The organism is Streptomyces sp. NPDC101160 (genome assembly GCF_044768205.1).
GTDB lineage: Bacteria > Actinomycetota > Actinomycetes > Streptomycetales > Streptomycetaceae > Streptomyces.
The window spans coordinates 39,766-52,909 of record NZ_JBIWPJ010000002.1; the positions used below are offsets into that span (position 1 = coordinate 39,766).

General features: G+C 75.0%; 14 protein-coding genes. 1 reads left to right on the forward strand and 13 read right to left on the reverse strand.

Translation table 11 applies throughout. The annotated features are described in order from the left end of the window. Positions 1 to 24 precede the first annotated feature (24 nt). Complete coding sequence (locus ACIRSU_RS05740; RefSeq protein ID WP_403789446.1) at positions 25 to 429, reverse strand: ATP-binding protein; 405 nt, start codon at positions 427 to 429, stop codon at positions 25 to 27. Between the two features lie 142 nt (positions 430 to 571). On the opposite strand from ACIRSU_RS05740, the gene ACIRSU_RS05745 reads away from it, so the two are divergent. Next, positions 572 to 1,462, forward strand: coding sequence for a SigB/SigF/SigG family RNA polymerase sigma factor (locus ACIRSU_RS05745; protein ID WP_403789447.1), 891 nt, complete (start codon positions 572 to 574; stop codon positions 1,460 to 1,462). On the opposite strand, the gene ACIRSU_RS05750 is transcribed toward ACIRSU_RS05745, so the two are convergent. The 12 genes from ACIRSU_RS05750 to ACIRSU_RS05805 all read right to left on the reverse strand — a co-directional run bounded on the left by ACIRSU_RS05750 (position 1,398) and on the right by ACIRSU_RS05805 (position 12,822). Continuing rightward, on the reverse strand, positions 1,398 to 1,886 hold the full coding sequence (locus tag ACIRSU_RS05750; RefSeq protein ID WP_403789448.1) for an ATP-binding protein: 489 nt from the start codon (positions 1,884 to 1,886) through the stop codon (positions 1,398 to 1,400). The genes ACIRSU_RS05745 and ACIRSU_RS05750 overlap by 65 nt on opposite strands. Then, the gene (locus tag ACIRSU_RS05755) at positions 1,883 to 2,287 is read right to left on the reverse strand and encodes an STAS domain-containing protein (protein WP_403789449.1); all 405 of its coding nucleotides are present in this window, start codon (positions 2,285 to 2,287) and stop codon (positions 1,883 to 1,885) included. The genes ACIRSU_RS05750 and ACIRSU_RS05755 overlap by 4 nt, the downstream gene beginning before the upstream one ends. Positions 2,288 to 2,466: 179 nt before the next feature. Next, positions 2,467 to 3,501 carry a questin oxidase family protein gene (locus ACIRSU_RS05760; RefSeq protein ID WP_403789450.1) on the reverse strand — a complete coding sequence of 345 codons (1,035 nt, stop codon included), beginning with the start codon at positions 3,499 to 3,501 and terminating at the stop codon, positions 2,467 to 2,469. 133 nt (positions 3,502 to 3,634) lie between these two features. Next, positions 3,635 to 4,354, reverse strand: coding sequence for a discoidin domain-containing protein (locus tag ACIRSU_RS05765; protein WP_403789451.1), 720 nt, complete (start codon positions 4,352 to 4,354; stop codon positions 3,635 to 3,637). 449 nt (positions 4,355 to 4,803) lie between these two features. Then, a complete protein-coding gene (locus ACIRSU_RS05770) occupies positions 4,804 to 5,367 on the reverse strand; it encodes a phage tail protein (RefSeq protein ID WP_403789452.1) in 564 nt (187 codons plus the stop codon). A gap of 6 nt (positions 5,368 to 5,373) precedes the next feature. Next, a complete protein-coding gene (locus tag ACIRSU_RS05775) occupies positions 5,374 to 7,407 on the reverse strand; it encodes a putative baseplate assembly protein (RefSeq protein WP_403789453.1) in 2,034 nt (677 codons plus the stop codon). Further along, positions 7,404 to 7,808 carry a GPW/gp25 family protein gene (locus ACIRSU_RS05780; protein ID WP_403789454.1) on the reverse strand — a complete coding sequence of 135 codons (405 nt, stop codon included), beginning with the start codon at positions 7,806 to 7,808 and terminating at the stop codon, positions 7,404 to 7,406. The genes ACIRSU_RS05775 and ACIRSU_RS05780 overlap by 4 nt, the downstream gene beginning before the upstream one ends. 20 nt (positions 7,809 to 7,828) lie before the next feature. Then, positions 7,829 to 8,116: a PAAR domain-containing protein gene (locus ACIRSU_RS05785; RefSeq protein ID WP_403789455.1), complete on the reverse strand. Its 288-nt coding sequence runs from the start codon at positions 8,114 to 8,116 to the stop codon at positions 7,829 to 7,831. Between the two features lie 72 nt (positions 8,117 to 8,188). Beyond that, on the reverse strand, positions 8,189 to 10,051 hold the full coding sequence (locus tag ACIRSU_RS05790) for a VgrG-related protein (RefSeq protein ID WP_403789456.1): 1,863 nt from the start codon (positions 10,049 to 10,051) through the stop codon (positions 8,189 to 8,191). Further along, on the reverse strand, positions 10,051 to 10,851 hold the full coding sequence (locus ACIRSU_RS05795; RefSeq protein WP_403789457.1) for a peptidase M23: 801 nt from the start codon (positions 10,849 to 10,851) through the stop codon (positions 10,051 to 10,053). The genes ACIRSU_RS05790 and ACIRSU_RS05795 overlap by 1 nt, the downstream gene beginning before the upstream one ends. 5 nt (positions 10,852 to 10,856) lie before the next feature. Continuing rightward, a complete protein-coding gene (locus tag ACIRSU_RS05800) occupies positions 10,857 to 11,297 on the reverse strand; it encodes a phage tail protein (protein ID WP_389207363.1) in 441 nt (146 codons plus the stop codon). A 10-nt stretch (positions 11,298 to 11,307) separates the two neighbouring features. Then, a complete protein-coding gene (locus ACIRSU_RS05805; RefSeq protein ID WP_403789458.1) occupies positions 11,308 to 12,822 on the reverse strand; it encodes a hypothetical protein in 1,515 nt (504 codons plus the stop codon). Positions 12,823 to 13,144 lie beyond the last annotated feature (322 nt).

Consider the following 13,144-nt stretch of genomic DNA (forward strand, 5'->3'; position numbering starts at 1 on the left):
GCGTCCACTCTAGGACCGGCCCGTTCAGCCGGCCTGCGGGAGTATGTCCAGCTCGAACCACACCGTCTTGCCCTCGCGACCCCTGGGCACCGACCCCCACTGCCTGGCGAGCCGCTCCAGGAGATAGAGCCCGTGCCCGGAGGGGCGGTCGGCCCGGTGCGGGCCACGCGACCGGGGCCGCCGCGGGCTGGTGTCGCTCACCTGCACCCACAGCGCCCGCGCCGTGCGGTCGAGCCGCAGCTCGTACGGGGCGCCGCCGTGCCTGCGGGCGTTGCCGACCAGCTCGGACACGAGCAGCAGGGCGTCCGCCACGGGCTGCCGGTCCGGCGCGCCGGCGGGCCCGAACCAGGCGTCCAGGGCCCGCCGGGTGTGGTCGCGGCACTCCGCGACGACTCCGGGCCCGTCCTTCAGGTCGTAGCGCAGGGTCATAAGCGGCGACTTTCCGCCCGCTGGGAGGGGTAAACCGCACGATGTCCAAGCAAAACGCATCAAACTGTGTCAAAGGTGGCAGGGCGGGAATCCTTTCCACAGGACGTTCCTCACGGGACGCTCGTACCGTCGAAGGAGCGATATGGCTACCGCGACGGTCGGCCGGGACGCGTCCACGCGACGCGCCGCGCTGGCCGGCCTCCCCGAGATCGACCGCCCGACCCGGGTGTCCACGGACGACGCGCTGACACTCTCCGCCGCGCTCCTCACCAGGCTGCGCGAGCTGGAGCCGGGTACGCCCGAGCACGCGTACGTCCGCAACACTCTCGTGGAGCTCAACCTCAGCCTCGTCCGCTTCGCCGCCCGGCGCTTCCGGCACCGGCCCGAGGACATCGAGGACATCGTCCAGGTCGGCACGATCGGCCTGATCAAGGCCATCGACCGGTTCGCGCCGGAGCGGGGCATCGAGTTCTCCGCCTTCGCGCTGCCGACGGTCGTGGGCGAGATGAAACGATTCTTCCGGGACACCAGCTGGGCAGTACGGGTGCCACGCCGGCTCCAGGAGCTCCGCATCGACCTCGCCAGGACGGCAGACGCCCTGGAACAGAGCCTCGGCCACCGTCCGACCCGCGCCGAACTCGCCGAGCACCTGAAGGTGAGCGAGGCCGAGGTCGCCGAGGGCGAACTCGCCGCCCGCGGCTACACCGCCCGCTCCCTGGAGGGCGCCCTCGACGAGGACAGCGAGACCCCGCGCACCTATCTGCGGCTGCTCGCCGCCCCCGACGCCTCGTACGAGCTGATCGAGAACCTCGCCTCGCTGCGGCCGCTCATCGCCCGGCTCGGCGAGCGCGACCGGCGCATCCTCTCGCTGCGTTTCGGCGAGGAACTGACCCAGGCGGAGATCGGCGAACGCCTCGGCCTCTCCCAGATGCACATCTCCCGGCTGCTCGCCCGCATCCTGGACGAGCTCAAGGCCGGTCTCCTCGAGGACCGTACGGCGGTACGCGCCACGGCGGCGGCGTCGGACGGCTGACCTCCAGCCACACCACCTTCCCCGGCGAGCCGTTCGGCTTGTCCACCCACCCCCAGGCACCGGCCAGCCGGTCGAGCACCATCAGACCGTGGCCGCCCGGCAGCCCGGGGGAGCGGGGTGCGTGCGGACGAGGATGCTCCGGGCTGGGGTCGGACACCTCCACCCGCAGCCGGCTGCCGGCCCCCGAGTGCCGCAGCACCAGTTCCTCGGGTCCGCCCGCGTGCAGACAGGCGTTCGTCACCACCTCCGACACGAGGAGCAGCACGTCCTCCGCGCGCTCCTGCCCCTCCGGCGTCGCCGCGGGCAGCCAGCCCCACTCGGCGAGCGCCGCCGCCGTGAAGTCCCTGCACCGCGTCACCGCCCCGCGCGCGCCTTCGAGGACCAGCCGCCTGACCTGGTCCTCGGCGGGCCGGGGCGTCGTCATGACCCCTCCGCCGCAGACGCGTCGGCGAGCGCGGCGGCGGTGTTCTCGTACACCCGGAACACCGACCGCGCGCCCGTGATCTCGAACATCCGGTCCACCGGCGGCCCGAGCCCCGCCAGATCGAGCCGCCCGCCCCCGTCCAGCAGCCGCAACCGGGCCCTGAGCAGCAAGTTCAGTCCGGTCGAGTCACAGAACCGCAGCTCCGCACAGTCGACCACGACCCGCTGCGTCCCGCTCTGCCCTGCCAGGGCCTCCTTCAGCGGCGCCGCCGTGTCGTGGTCCAGCTCCCCCCTCAGCTCGAGCACCACGGTCCGCCCGTCCGGCCCGTCCTCGTCCCGCGGCGGATCGAGCACCCGCACGGCCAGCCGCCCCGCGTAGCCGTCGTCGGCCATGGCTCCCATGAGCAGGGCCTCCCTTCGTCCCTCCGCGTCCCCTCTGCAGGAATCCCCATCGTCGGCCGAGGGCGGGGACGGCGCGATCCTGGAATGGGTCTGCCTTTTCGGCGGCTGCCCCGTATGGAGCCGCTTATGCGACGGACAGCGCGCGGGCACCCGCTGGTTCAGTGGCTCAGTTCAGTGGCTCAGTTCAGTGGCTCGCTGAGCTCGATCGCGCGCAGGGCCGCCGCGAGGGCCTGTTCGTCGCCGACGTCGAGGGCCGTGTCCGTGAGCTTGATGACGTGCTCGTCGCCGTGGGCGAGGGCGCGGGCGAAGACGTCTTCGGGGGTGAGGGAGCCGGGCGGGGTCGGGGTGACGGCGGTGGTGGGGGCGTACATGGCGGTGACCGCGGCCGAGGCGGTCCAGGCGGCGGCGAGGCTCGGGGCCCAGAGGGCGCGGGGGAGGGCGGGGAGGGTGCGGAGGACGGCGTTGGGGGCCGTGGCCGCGTGGACCAGCATGGTCTCCTCGCCGTGGCCGTGGGTGGCGTAGCGGTGGGTCGCGGCCCGGACGAGTTCGGTGAGGTGCTCGTACGCCGCGTCCGGGCCGGTCACCGACGGTGCCCAGACCGGGAGGCGGCGGACCCGGGCCAGCCGGTCGGGGAAGCCGCCGGTCTGCTCGGCGACGAGCGGCACCGCGTCGAGGGCGTCGGCCGCGCGGACGGCGCCGGGGAGCGGGGTGAGGCCGGTGACGGGGCGGTGGCGGGCGGCCCAGTAGCCGAGACCGTGCGCGAGTTCGGTGAGTCGCGGCGCGGTGGGGGCGGCGGGCCCGGCGGCGAGGAGGGTGCGGACGGCGTGGCCGACCCGGATCACCGGGTGCGTCGAGCCGCCGTACATGCCGGGCAGCAGCCGCGGCCACCACTCGGCGAGCACGTCGCGCCAGGGCCGGTCGGCGAGTTCGCGCCCGAAGTGGGCGATCCAGTCGGCGGCGCGGCGCGGATCGCCCAGCGCCGCCCGCCAGTTGGCGGCCGTGACCGCTTCGACGGCGGACGGGAAGTCCTCGAGGCGCGGCGCGTACAGGTCCAGCCAGCGGTGCACCGCCCGCGCCTGCCCGTGCGAGGCGAGCGCCTCGACGGCCATCGGCGCGTGGTTGGTGAGCCGGCCGAGCCGCTCGGGGCCGTGCGCGTGGAGTCGCTGGAGGGCTTCGTCGAGCGTTCCGGTGGTGTCCGATCCTGTCGTCGTCATGACCGTGACCGTATGAGAGGGCCCCGGGCGCGCGGAACGGGCGAAGGGCCTAGGTCCGGCGCCCGGCGGCCGGCCTAGGTCCCCGGGCGCCGGAGGCGCGCGACGCTCGTACCGGTCGTACCGGTCGTGCCGCTCAGCCGCGGTGGCCGTAGAACTCGACCTCGGCCACCGCCAGTCGGTGCCCGTGGGCCGTCCCGTACCAGCTCTCCGGGGTGATCCGGACCTTCGTGACCTTCGAGCCGCGCAGGTCGAAGGTCTGCTGGCCCGGCTGGTCGGCGAGGGTCACCTCGTGGGTCGACGTGTCGCCGTCCGCCGTGACCAGTTCCACGCGGAGGCGGGCCGGGCGGGCCTGGGTCAGGAACTCGTCCTTCTTCGCCGACGCGCCCCCGAACACCAGGAGCTTGGTCATCTTGACGCCCGGCGCCCCGAACTCCGCCTCCAGGGTCGCGCCGGGCCGCTCCGGGGCCCAGTAGCGGTTGTTGAAGCCGTCGAAGGCCGCGCTCGCCGGATGGTCCTTCAGCGCGCTGGACGCCCGGACGGTCGTGGGCACCAGCGACTCCGGCGTGCCCGTCTCGTCCCGGGCCAGGCCCAGCAGGCTCCGGACGTGCGGCAGGCCGAACCAGACGGCGCAGGCCAGGGCGAGCAGCGTCAGCGGGAGCGCGACCCGCGGCCGGCGCCAGGCCGGTCGCGGGCGGGTCCCCGCGACCGGCGCCTGCCGGGGCCTGCGGCGCAGCAGCCGGCGCCACCACGGCGGCCGGGGCGCGGGCGGCGGCCCCGGGTCGAGGAGCAGCGCACACCGTACGCAGAGCGTGCGGCCGGCCGCGTTCTCGGTGCCGCAGTTGGGGCACCGCACGGTCGCCGCCGGGGGCGGTACGGGATCCGGCCGGCGCTCCGGCTCCGGCGGCGGGCCCGGTATGTCGGGCCCGGTCTCCTCGCCGGGCCGCCGGAGCCCGGCCCCGGCCGCCGAAGGAGTGCCGGCCGGAGAAGTGCCGGCCGGAGAAAGGCCGGCCGGAGGAGTGCCGGTCGGAGATGGGCCGGTTGGAGGAGTGCCGGTCGGAGGGGGCTGGGTTGAACGGGGTTCGGCCGGGCGGGGCTCCGTCCGTGGCGGTACGGGCGGGGGCGGGGGTACGGGCGGGGGCGCGGGCGTCCGGCGTACGGGCTCCGGCGGCGCGGCCTGCTCCTCCCGCCCCCCGGCCCCGCCCTCGTTCCTGTCCGCGTCCCAGTCCAGGAACGCGCCGCAGGAGGAACAGAAGGGCGTCCCCGCCGCGTTCCGCTGCCCGCACGTCGGGCACACCATTCCGCTCATCTCGCACCCCCGGCCGGCAGTTCGAGCAGCTCCAGCGTGAACCCGACGTGCGCCGGGATCTCGGCCCGGATCAGCTCCTCCAGGCGCGCCCGGCTCACCCGCCCCTGGTCCGGCACGGTCAGCCGGACCGTCACCCAGGGCTGTCGGGCGCCCGGCAGGGCGGTGCCGGGGGTGGTGGACCAGATCGTGCCGCCGCTCTCCGTGATCTCCGGCTCCGCACCGCCCGTCTGCACACGCAGCGCCTCCGCGAGCCCGGGCAGCGTCCCGCGCGCCCGGTGCCGGGACACCGCGCCGCGCACCGCGGCCCGCCGCCGGTCGACCGGAGTGGCGTGCGGGTCGGGTTCGACGGCGACCCAGGCCGCCAGCCACTCCAGGAAGTCCTCCGGCGCGGTGCGCGGATCGAGGTGCGCCGGCAGGTTGTCGAGGCTGAGCAGCACCGGGGCGAGGACGTCGTCGAGCGCCGCCAGGAACCGGGCCAGGAAGTCGTGCTCCAGATAGACCGCGGGCAGCAGGTCCATCAGCGGGTGCGGGCTCGGCAGCCCGGGGACGGCGGTACGCACGGCGGTTCAGACCTCCCGGACTCTCAGCTGGTGCTCGTACGAGAAGACGAGGGCGTGCCGGTCGAGCGCGATCCGCCCGTCCGGCACCTCGGTGCGCTGCCCGGTCAGCGGGTCGGCGCGGTAGAGCCGCACGTCGTCGACCAGGTCGACGCCCGGGACCCGCTGGAGCACCGCGTGCGCCTCGCCCGTCTGCACCGGCCGCCCGAACGGCCAGCCCTCGCCGGACGGCCCGCCGGTCAGCGGGTTGAAGTAGCCGTTGAGCGCCGTCAGGGCCGCCTCCCGGACCCGCTCGGCGGCGGCGCCGCGGCTCGCCTGCACGGTCGCGACGAAGGTGACGCCCTGGTAGTACGGCGGCTCGACGACCAGTCGCGCCCCGATCGGCCGGCGGGCGTCCAGGTGCTGCGCGATGCGTTCCAGGGTGCGTGGCGGCGGGATCAGCTCGTCGAACGCGATCCGCCCGTGCGCGTCGCCGCGCCCCGACGGCACGAGGAGCAGCCGCACCCCGGCCTCGCCGTCCTCGGGGACGCAGTGCACCCGGGCCGCGTCCGGCGCGACCTCGCGGGCGAGCAGCTCGTAATCCCTCGGCACGACGGCCCGTTGGAGCGTACGGAGGGTCAGCGGGCCTCTGATCCGGGCGCTCTCCACGCTCTCGCCGTCGACGCCGCCGACGGCCGGGCGCCGGTTCTCCACCCGCGCCACCAGCGGCACCGTGCCGCGCAGCACGCGCAGCGTGGAGCGGGCCACGTTGCCGCGCACCCCGCCGCCCGTTCGGTACGAACGAACCTGGACCAACGAGCCCTTGGCCGGTACCGCGCCGAAGTGCCGTACCGAGCCGTCCCGTTCGCGGACCGCCGGGCCGAACTCGACGCGGCCCGTGCCCTCGTCGAGCGTGAAGTGGCGATCCTCCGGCCCGGAATGGGCGAAGTCGTCGACGCAGGTCCACGGCGCGGCGGGCGCGGCGCCCGCGTCGAGGGCTTCCGGCTCGGTGACCTCCAGGGCGAACTCGCCCGGCACGACGGGCGGTCGGGCGACCGTGAACGACTGCCCCGCCACGCCCTCCGCCGTGCCCAGGATCTCGTCGGTGATCCGCTCGGCGTGCTCGGCGCCGACGGTCGCCCCGATGGTGAAGGCCGTGACACCCCGGACCACCGGCGGCGCCACGTACGTCGGCTGGTCCGGCGCCGCCTCGACGAGCCGGCAGCGCAGCCAGCCGCCGGTGCGCCGGACGACGCTCGCCGGGGCGTGTGTCTCGGGCAGGTGCAGGATCAGCTCGCCGGCCCGGTTGAAGCCGCCGGTGTCGTCCTTCTCCACCTCGCAGGCCGCCCAGCGCCGCCCGTCCCATGCCTCCCACACCAGCGGCGGGCGCAGCGGGTCGACGCCCACGCCGTGCACGGAGCAGTCGAGCCGAAGGACCACGACGCCGGCCGGGACGGCCGCCGACAGGCCCACGTACAGCGCGTCGCCGGGGACGGGGGTGGGCGAGAAGCAGGGCACCTCGCGGCCGAGCGCCAGCTCCTCGGTGCGGTCCACGGCCGTACGGTCACCCGCTCCGGCGCCCGCTCCGGCACCGGCCGCCTGGCGCGGATCCACGGCGCCGGCCGGGGATCCGGTCGCGGCCGCCGGCCAGGTCGCGAGCGCCGCGTATCCGCACGGCATGATCGTGAGGTCCCGGGTGGTGGTGAAGACGACCGCCGGCTCGGTCTCGGTGCGGACCGTCGCCACCTCCGTACCGGCCCGGACGACCACCGGCTCGGGCTGCGGCGCCGAGAGCCGGAACGTCACGTCCGTGCCGGCGGCCGTCGGCGGGTGCAGCCGCACGCCGATGAGGTCGAGGAAGGTCAGATAGCTCTTCTCCGGCACCCGGTTCACCCGGTAGACGAGCTGGTCGACCATGGTCGCGAACGCCTCGATCAGCGTGACCCCGGGATCCGACACGTTGTGGTCGGTCCACTCCGGGCAGCGCCGCTGGACGTGCCGCTTGGCCTCGTCCACCAGGCCCTGGAAGCGCCGGTCGTCCAGGTTCGGGCTCGGCAGCGTCATCCGCGGTCCTCCTCCGGGATCACATAGAACGGGAAGACGAGGTTCCGGGGGTCGTTGGCGCCGCGCACCGTGTAGCCGATGTCGATGTAGAGCACCCCGTTGTCGGCCTCGTCGAAGCGGACCGCGACCTCGGTCACCTCGATCCGCGGCTCCCACCGCTCAAGCGCGAGCCGCACCTCGTAGGCGAGCTGCCCGGCCGTACCGGCGTCGGCCGGCGCGAACACGTAGTCGTTGACGGCGCAGCCGAACTCGGGCCGCATCGGGCGCTCCCCGGGCGAGGTCGCCAGGATCAGCCGGATCGACTCCTCCAGCTCGCGCTCACCCCGTACGAGGGCGATCGAACCGGTCGCGTCGGTGCGCGGCGGGAACGCCCAGCCCGCGCCGATGAACTCCTGTCCCATCCCGGAACCCCCAGCCTTCCTCAGCCGCCGATCAGGACCGTCGGGCACCCGCTCACCACGGGCGCGCCGCAGCCCGCCAGGTCGCCGACCCGGGCCGCCGGCGCGCCGCCGATCAGCACGCTGGCGCTGCCGGGACCGGCGAGGGCGGACGGCGGGTGCGGCGGCGGGCTGGGGAAGGAGCAGACGTGCGGGGTGCCGACCGTGGCGGCGGGTGCGCCGCCGATGAGCACGGTCGGCACTCCCGGCGGGCCGATCACCCCGGGATGGCCGGTGGGGTCGCCGACCCGTGCGGCGGGAGCTGGTGCCATGACCGTTCTCACTTCCTGTGCGTGCGAAGCCGATGTTCCGAGGCACCGATGTCCCGATGCACCGGTGTTCCGTCAATTGATCTTCACGAGGGCGGCGTTGAGGGAGAGCGACATCCCGCCCTTCACCTCCGTGCGCTGCGTGCCGTCGACCGAGACCGACATCCCGTGCACGTCCACCGCGCCGGCCGACGACACCTCGACCCTGCCCTGCCCGCCGTCGACCTTCACACCTCCCGAACGGGCCGTCAGGGTCACGCTGTCGCCCTTGAGTTCGACCGCACCGCGCTCCGCGTCGAGGGTCACGCCACCGCTCGCCGTCACCTGCACCTTGTCCTTCGCGGTGATCTTCACGCTGCCGTCGCTGCTGACGGCGATCGTCGTGCCCGTGCGGTCCAGGTCGATGGTGAGCTTGCCGTCGCCGGTCGTCAGACGCACGCCCTTGGGGCCGTTCGCGGTGTCGAGCAGTTCGAGCCGGTTGCCCTCGCGGGAGGTCAGGGCCTTGCGCTCGACCGCGCCCGAGGTCTTGTCCACCGGGCTGCTCCGCTGCGGCCGGTCCTTCCCGTTGTAGAGCCCGGCCAGGACGTACGGACGGTCGAGCCGCCCGTGCTCGAAGCCGACCACCACCTCGTCGCCGACCTCGGGGATCAGCGGCTCGCCGCCGCTGGTGCCGGCGGCCTGCGCCGTGCGCGCCCAGTCGCTCGCGTACTCGTCCGACAGCCACGGGAAGCGCACCTTCACCCGGCCCGAGCCGTCCGGGTCCTGGGTGTCGGTCACGGTCGCGTTCACCAGCCCGGCTGTGCCGGGGGCCGTCCCCGAGCCGGAGCTCCGGCCCGGGCCGCCGCCGGTCAGTCCGAACAGCGACCGCTCCTGCTGGCCGGAGACCGTCAGCCAGGTCTCGTACCCGCGGTGCGGATCGAAGACGTGCCGGGAGGAGGTGACGGTGTACCGGCCCTCGAACGGCGCCCCGACCGCGTTCAACGCCACCGCCGAGCCCGCCCGAACCTCCGGGTTCCCCCGGATCACCGCCTCCAGCTCGGCGAACGAGCCCGCGATCCGCTCCGCCAGCGCCTTCGCCGCCCGGTCGACCCGCTCCTGCGTGCCGTACCCGCCGTCCGTGACCACGTGCCGCGCCGTCCCGAACGGCTGCGTCACCTGCGCCGCCGTCACCCCGAGCCTCAGCGTCGACGAGTTCCCCGCCGGCGCCCGCCCGACCAGAGCCCGCTTGCCGGTCACGTCCCAGCCGCGCACCTCCACCTCGGACACCTGCTCGGCCGCCGACACCGACGCCCGGCAGCGCAGCAGGTTCGCCCCCAGCTCCAGGACCAGCGGCTCGCGCTCGGCGCGGGCGGACGCGTCGGGCGCACCGGTCGCCTCGGTGGGCTTCACGATGTGCAGCTGCCCTTCCCGTACGTAGGCCTGGGCGCCCGCCTCCTCCGCGAGCGCGCGCACGAACTCCCAGTCGCTCACGTTGGGTTGGGCCACATGGTCGAGCACCGGCCCGGCCACGTCCATCGTGCCCGTCTTCAGGCCGGCCCGCCGGGCCACCTGGGCGCAGATGTCGGACAGTGTCATGTTCTGGTAGCTCGCCACCCGCACCCCGCGCAGCAGCCGGTACGTCTCGTCGAGACCGCGGACGACGGTGAACGTGCCCGAGTCGTCCAGCTCCAGTTCGAGCGCCGTCACCACCCCGGTCAGCAGCGGCCGCGGCGCCCCGCCGCCCCCGCCGCGGGCCGAGAGGCGCGCCTCCGCGCCGACCTCGATCCCCGCCTGCTTGAGCAGCGTCCGGTCCGGGTCGCGGAAGCGCAGCACGAACAGGTCGGGCAGCGTCCGGCTGTCGTCGACGTACCCCTCCACGAGCTGGTTCGCGAGCCGCGCGGGCAACGGCGTGCCCCCGAACTCCACCACCAGCGCCGACGCGACCCCCTGCCCCGCCATCAGCGCACCCTCCCCGAGTCGCTCTCCTGCTCCTGGAGGCGCCCCAGCTCGTCGAGGGCCGGAAGCAGCAACTGCCGCCCCGTCGCGAGCCGCAGCGGGTCGTCGATCCCGTTCGCCTCCGCGATCACCCGCCAGGCCGCCGGATTCCCGTACTCCCGCTGCGCGAGCGACGGCAGCGAGTCACCGGCCGCCACCCGGTGGGTACGGCGCGCCGCGAGCGCGCCCGAGGTCGGGTTCTGCCCCGGCGTCTCCCCGCTGATCTCCTCGACCGTCACCTGGCAGACGGCCCGGATCGGCACCCCGGACGTCGTGAACAGCGTGTACTTCGCCTGTACTTGGCTGACATAGCCGGGGAAGCCGGTGAGCCCGCCCCAGTGGAACACCACCCAGGGCGGTGAGGAGCGCTGCTGCTGGCGGCTCTCGCTCGTCGGCACACAGCACGCGAAGAGCTGCTCCACCGCCGTCACCACGCGGGTGTCCTGCGTGTCGGCCGCGTCGAAGAACATCTCCACCGTCAACTTGCTGGGCTGCGGCCCCTGGTACTCGGGCGGACCCGCGCTCTTCGCACCCTTCGCCGGTGTCCGCTTCCAGGCCGCCGCCTTGGTGAGGCTCAACTCCTTGGGATTGAACTGGAATTCGATCCGGCCGCACGGCGCGCCCGGCGTCAGACCGCCGCCCGTCGGCGGCGTGCGCAGCTCCAGGTACGCGTGTTCCAGCTTCGGCCGCGCGGAGCCGGCCGCCCGGCCGGCCGAGGCCACCCCGGCGGTACCGGCCGCGCTGAAGGCGATGGGTGCGCTCATCGGGCTCAGCCCTCCATCACATAGCCGTGGTGGGCGATCTCGATCGTCTCGATCGCCACCTTGGGCGACTCCGGGGAGAAGGACGGCCCCGTCCAGCGCACCGGCACCACCTCGAGAAGGCCCCACCGGGCGACCTTCCGGCCGTCCCCGGTCCTGGCCTCGATGTGCGCGGTCTTGCGGGTGAAGCCGGTGGTCATGCTCGCGAACCAGCGGGCCACCTTCTCGGTCTCCCGGGTGAGCGGCCGGGACAGCTTCACGTTCGAGTACTTGAGGCGGGTGGGCAGTTGCCACACGTGCCCGTTGTTGCCGCCTTCCTCGCGCGTCTCCAGGACGACCTCGCAGCCGAGACCCTCACAGGTGTTGAACGAACCGAGCTCGATCTCGTCGATGGTGACGACGAAGCAGACGCTGACGGCGGGGTCGTCGCCGCGGTCGGGAGTGGTCATGACCGTTACGTCACCTCTTCTCGATCAGAAAGCCGGCCCGCTCGCGCTCCAGGCGCAGATCGGCCTTGAGGAGGCGGGCGAGCGGGGGGTAGAGCGCGCGGACGAACTCGTCGGTGACGGGCGGGGTCTGCTGGTGGGCCGGGGAGCCGTGACCAGGGGCCTCGGCGTGCGCCGCCGTCGAGGCTGTCGTCGCCGTGGGTGCGGCGGCGGGTGCGGGCTCCTCCGGCGTGGGTGCCGGTTGGGAGGCGGGCTCCGGCGGCGGGGGCGGAGGCTCCTCGGTGGCGGTCTCGCGCTGAACGGGGAGGCGGTGCACGAGGGGGACGCCGGTGTACGAGGGGAGGGCCGGCGGCGTCGGAGCCGACGCCGGACCGGGGGCCGCGCCAGGGGGCGTGAACACCACGCTCCCGTCGGCCATCCGCTGCGCGACCCCGGCGGCGACCGCCACGGCGCCGGCGTCGAACACGGGCGCCCGGCCGGGCACGGCCAGGCGGGAGACCGGGAGGGGCGCGGGGAGGGATGAGGGGAGGAGGGGAGCGGGGAGGGGCGCGAGATGGGGAGTCGACAGGGGAGCGGGCAGCGGAGACGCCGCGGACAGGGGGCCGGGGGACGGCGTGCGGGACGGTGCGGTCTGCGGCCCGGCCTGCGGTCCGGTCTGCGGCGCGGTGCTCCGTTGTACGTGCGCGGCGCGGAGGTCGGCCTGCGACGCGGTGTGCCGCGCGGTGCGCTGGACGGCTGCGGGGCCGCCGTCCGCCGTCACCCAGCGCACGGGCACGGCGGTGGGTTCGGCCACGGGCAGCGGGGCGGTGGAGGGCGCCGACGGGTCGGCCGCGGTGCGCTGGACGGAGGCTGCCGGTGGAGTGCTCTCGACAGTACGGAGGGTCAGCGGGCGCTCGCCGAGGAGCGGGGCCACGGGGTCAGGGCCGGGGTCGGGGGAGGGGGAGGGGGAGGGGGAGGGGTGGTGGACCTCGGAGACCGGGGTTTCCTGGACGGTCTGGATGTCCTGCGCCGGCTGGATGTCCTGGATGTCCTGTGTGGGCTGGACGGTCTGGAGGTCCTGCGCGCGTTCGACCGAGGTCGGCGGCGGGGCTTCGGTCCGCTGCACCGGCGGCGTGACCGGTGCGGCGCCCGGGGCAGCCGGAAGCTGGATCGGCACAGGACCCGGTGCCGGGCCTTCGGCTGAGGGGGACGCGGGAGCGGCCTCGCTCCGGACCGTGGGCGGCAGCGCGGGGAGCGGCGCGCCGAGTCCGGGGGTCCGCTGGACCGGCCGCACCGGCGGTGCCGGCCGCGCTGCCTCGGCGCGGGCGGTCGGCGGAAGCCCGGGCAGGGGCGCGCCGAGCCCCGGGGTGCGCTGAACGGACGGCACGGAGGGCGGCGTGCCGGCCGCGTTCGCCGCGGGCGTCGACCGCTGGACCTGCGGCAGCGGGGACGGGCCGGCTTCTGGAGCGGACGGCTGCGCGGGCGTCTGCGCGGGCGTCTGCGCGGGCGGCTCGACGAGGGGCTCACGCTCACCCAGGAGGCCCCGCACCGGCGGTTCGTCCTGGGGCGGGGCCTCGGGCGGCGGAGCGTCCGCCTCCGCACGTACCTCAGGAGTCGTCTCCTTCGCGGCGTCCGAGCGCTGGACGACCGGTTCCGGAACCGAAGAGGGGCTTTCTCGCTGCTCCACTGCCGAGGGCGGCTGGGACGGCTGGGACGACTGGGGCGCCGGGGCGCTCTCCGCCGCTCGCTGGACGGCACCGGGCGGCAGCGCCGACGGCGGCGAGCCCTCACCTCGTACAGGCGTCAGCGGCACGGCAGCGGGCGGCGTCGCGTCCAACGGCGCTATCACTGACCGCTGCGCCACCGTCCGC

Bases quoted from the DNA above. Each gene is read 5' to 3' on its own strand.
- ACIRSU_RS05740 (WP_403789446.1), bottom strand. From the start codon at position 429: ATGACCCTGCGCTACGACCTGAAGGACGGGCCCGGAGTCGTCGCGGAG.
- ACIRSU_RS05745 (WP_403789447.1), top strand. From the start codon at position 572: ATGGCTACCGCGACGGTCGGCCGGGACGCGTCCACGCGACGCGCCGCG.
- ACIRSU_RS05750 (WP_403789448.1), bottom strand. From the start codon at position 1,886: ATGACGACGCCCCGGCCCGCCGAGGACCAGGTCAGGCGGCTGGTCCTC.
- ACIRSU_RS05755 (WP_403789449.1), bottom strand. From the start codon at position 2,287: ATGGGAGCCATGGCCGACGACGGCTACGCGGGGCGGCTGGCCGTGCGG.
- ACIRSU_RS05760 (WP_403789450.1), bottom strand. From the start codon at position 3,501: ATGACGACGACAGGATCGGACACCACCGGAACGCTCGACGAAGCCCTC.
- ACIRSU_RS05775 (WP_403789453.1), bottom strand. From the start codon at position 7,407: ATGACGCTGCCGAGCCCGAACCTGGACGACCGGCGCTTCCAGGGCCTG.
- ACIRSU_RS05780 (WP_403789454.1), bottom strand. From the start codon at position 7,808: ATGGGACAGGAGTTCATCGGCGCGGGCTGGGCGTTCCCGCCGCGCACC.
- ACIRSU_RS05785 (WP_403789455.1), bottom strand. From the start codon at position 8,116: ATGGCACCAGCTCCCGCCGCACGGGTCGGCGACCCCACCGGCCATCCC.
- ACIRSU_RS05790 (WP_403789456.1), bottom strand. From the start codon at position 10,051: ATGGCGGGGCAGGGGGTCGCGTCGGCGCTGGTGGTGGAGTTCGGGGGC.
- ACIRSU_RS05795 (WP_403789457.1), bottom strand. From the start codon at position 10,851: ATGAGCGCACCCATCGCCTTCAGCGCGGCCGGTACCGCCGGGGTGGCC.
- ACIRSU_RS05800 (WP_389207363.1), bottom strand. From the start codon at position 11,297: ATGACCACTCCCGACCGCGGCGACGACCCCGCCGTCAGCGTCTGCTTC.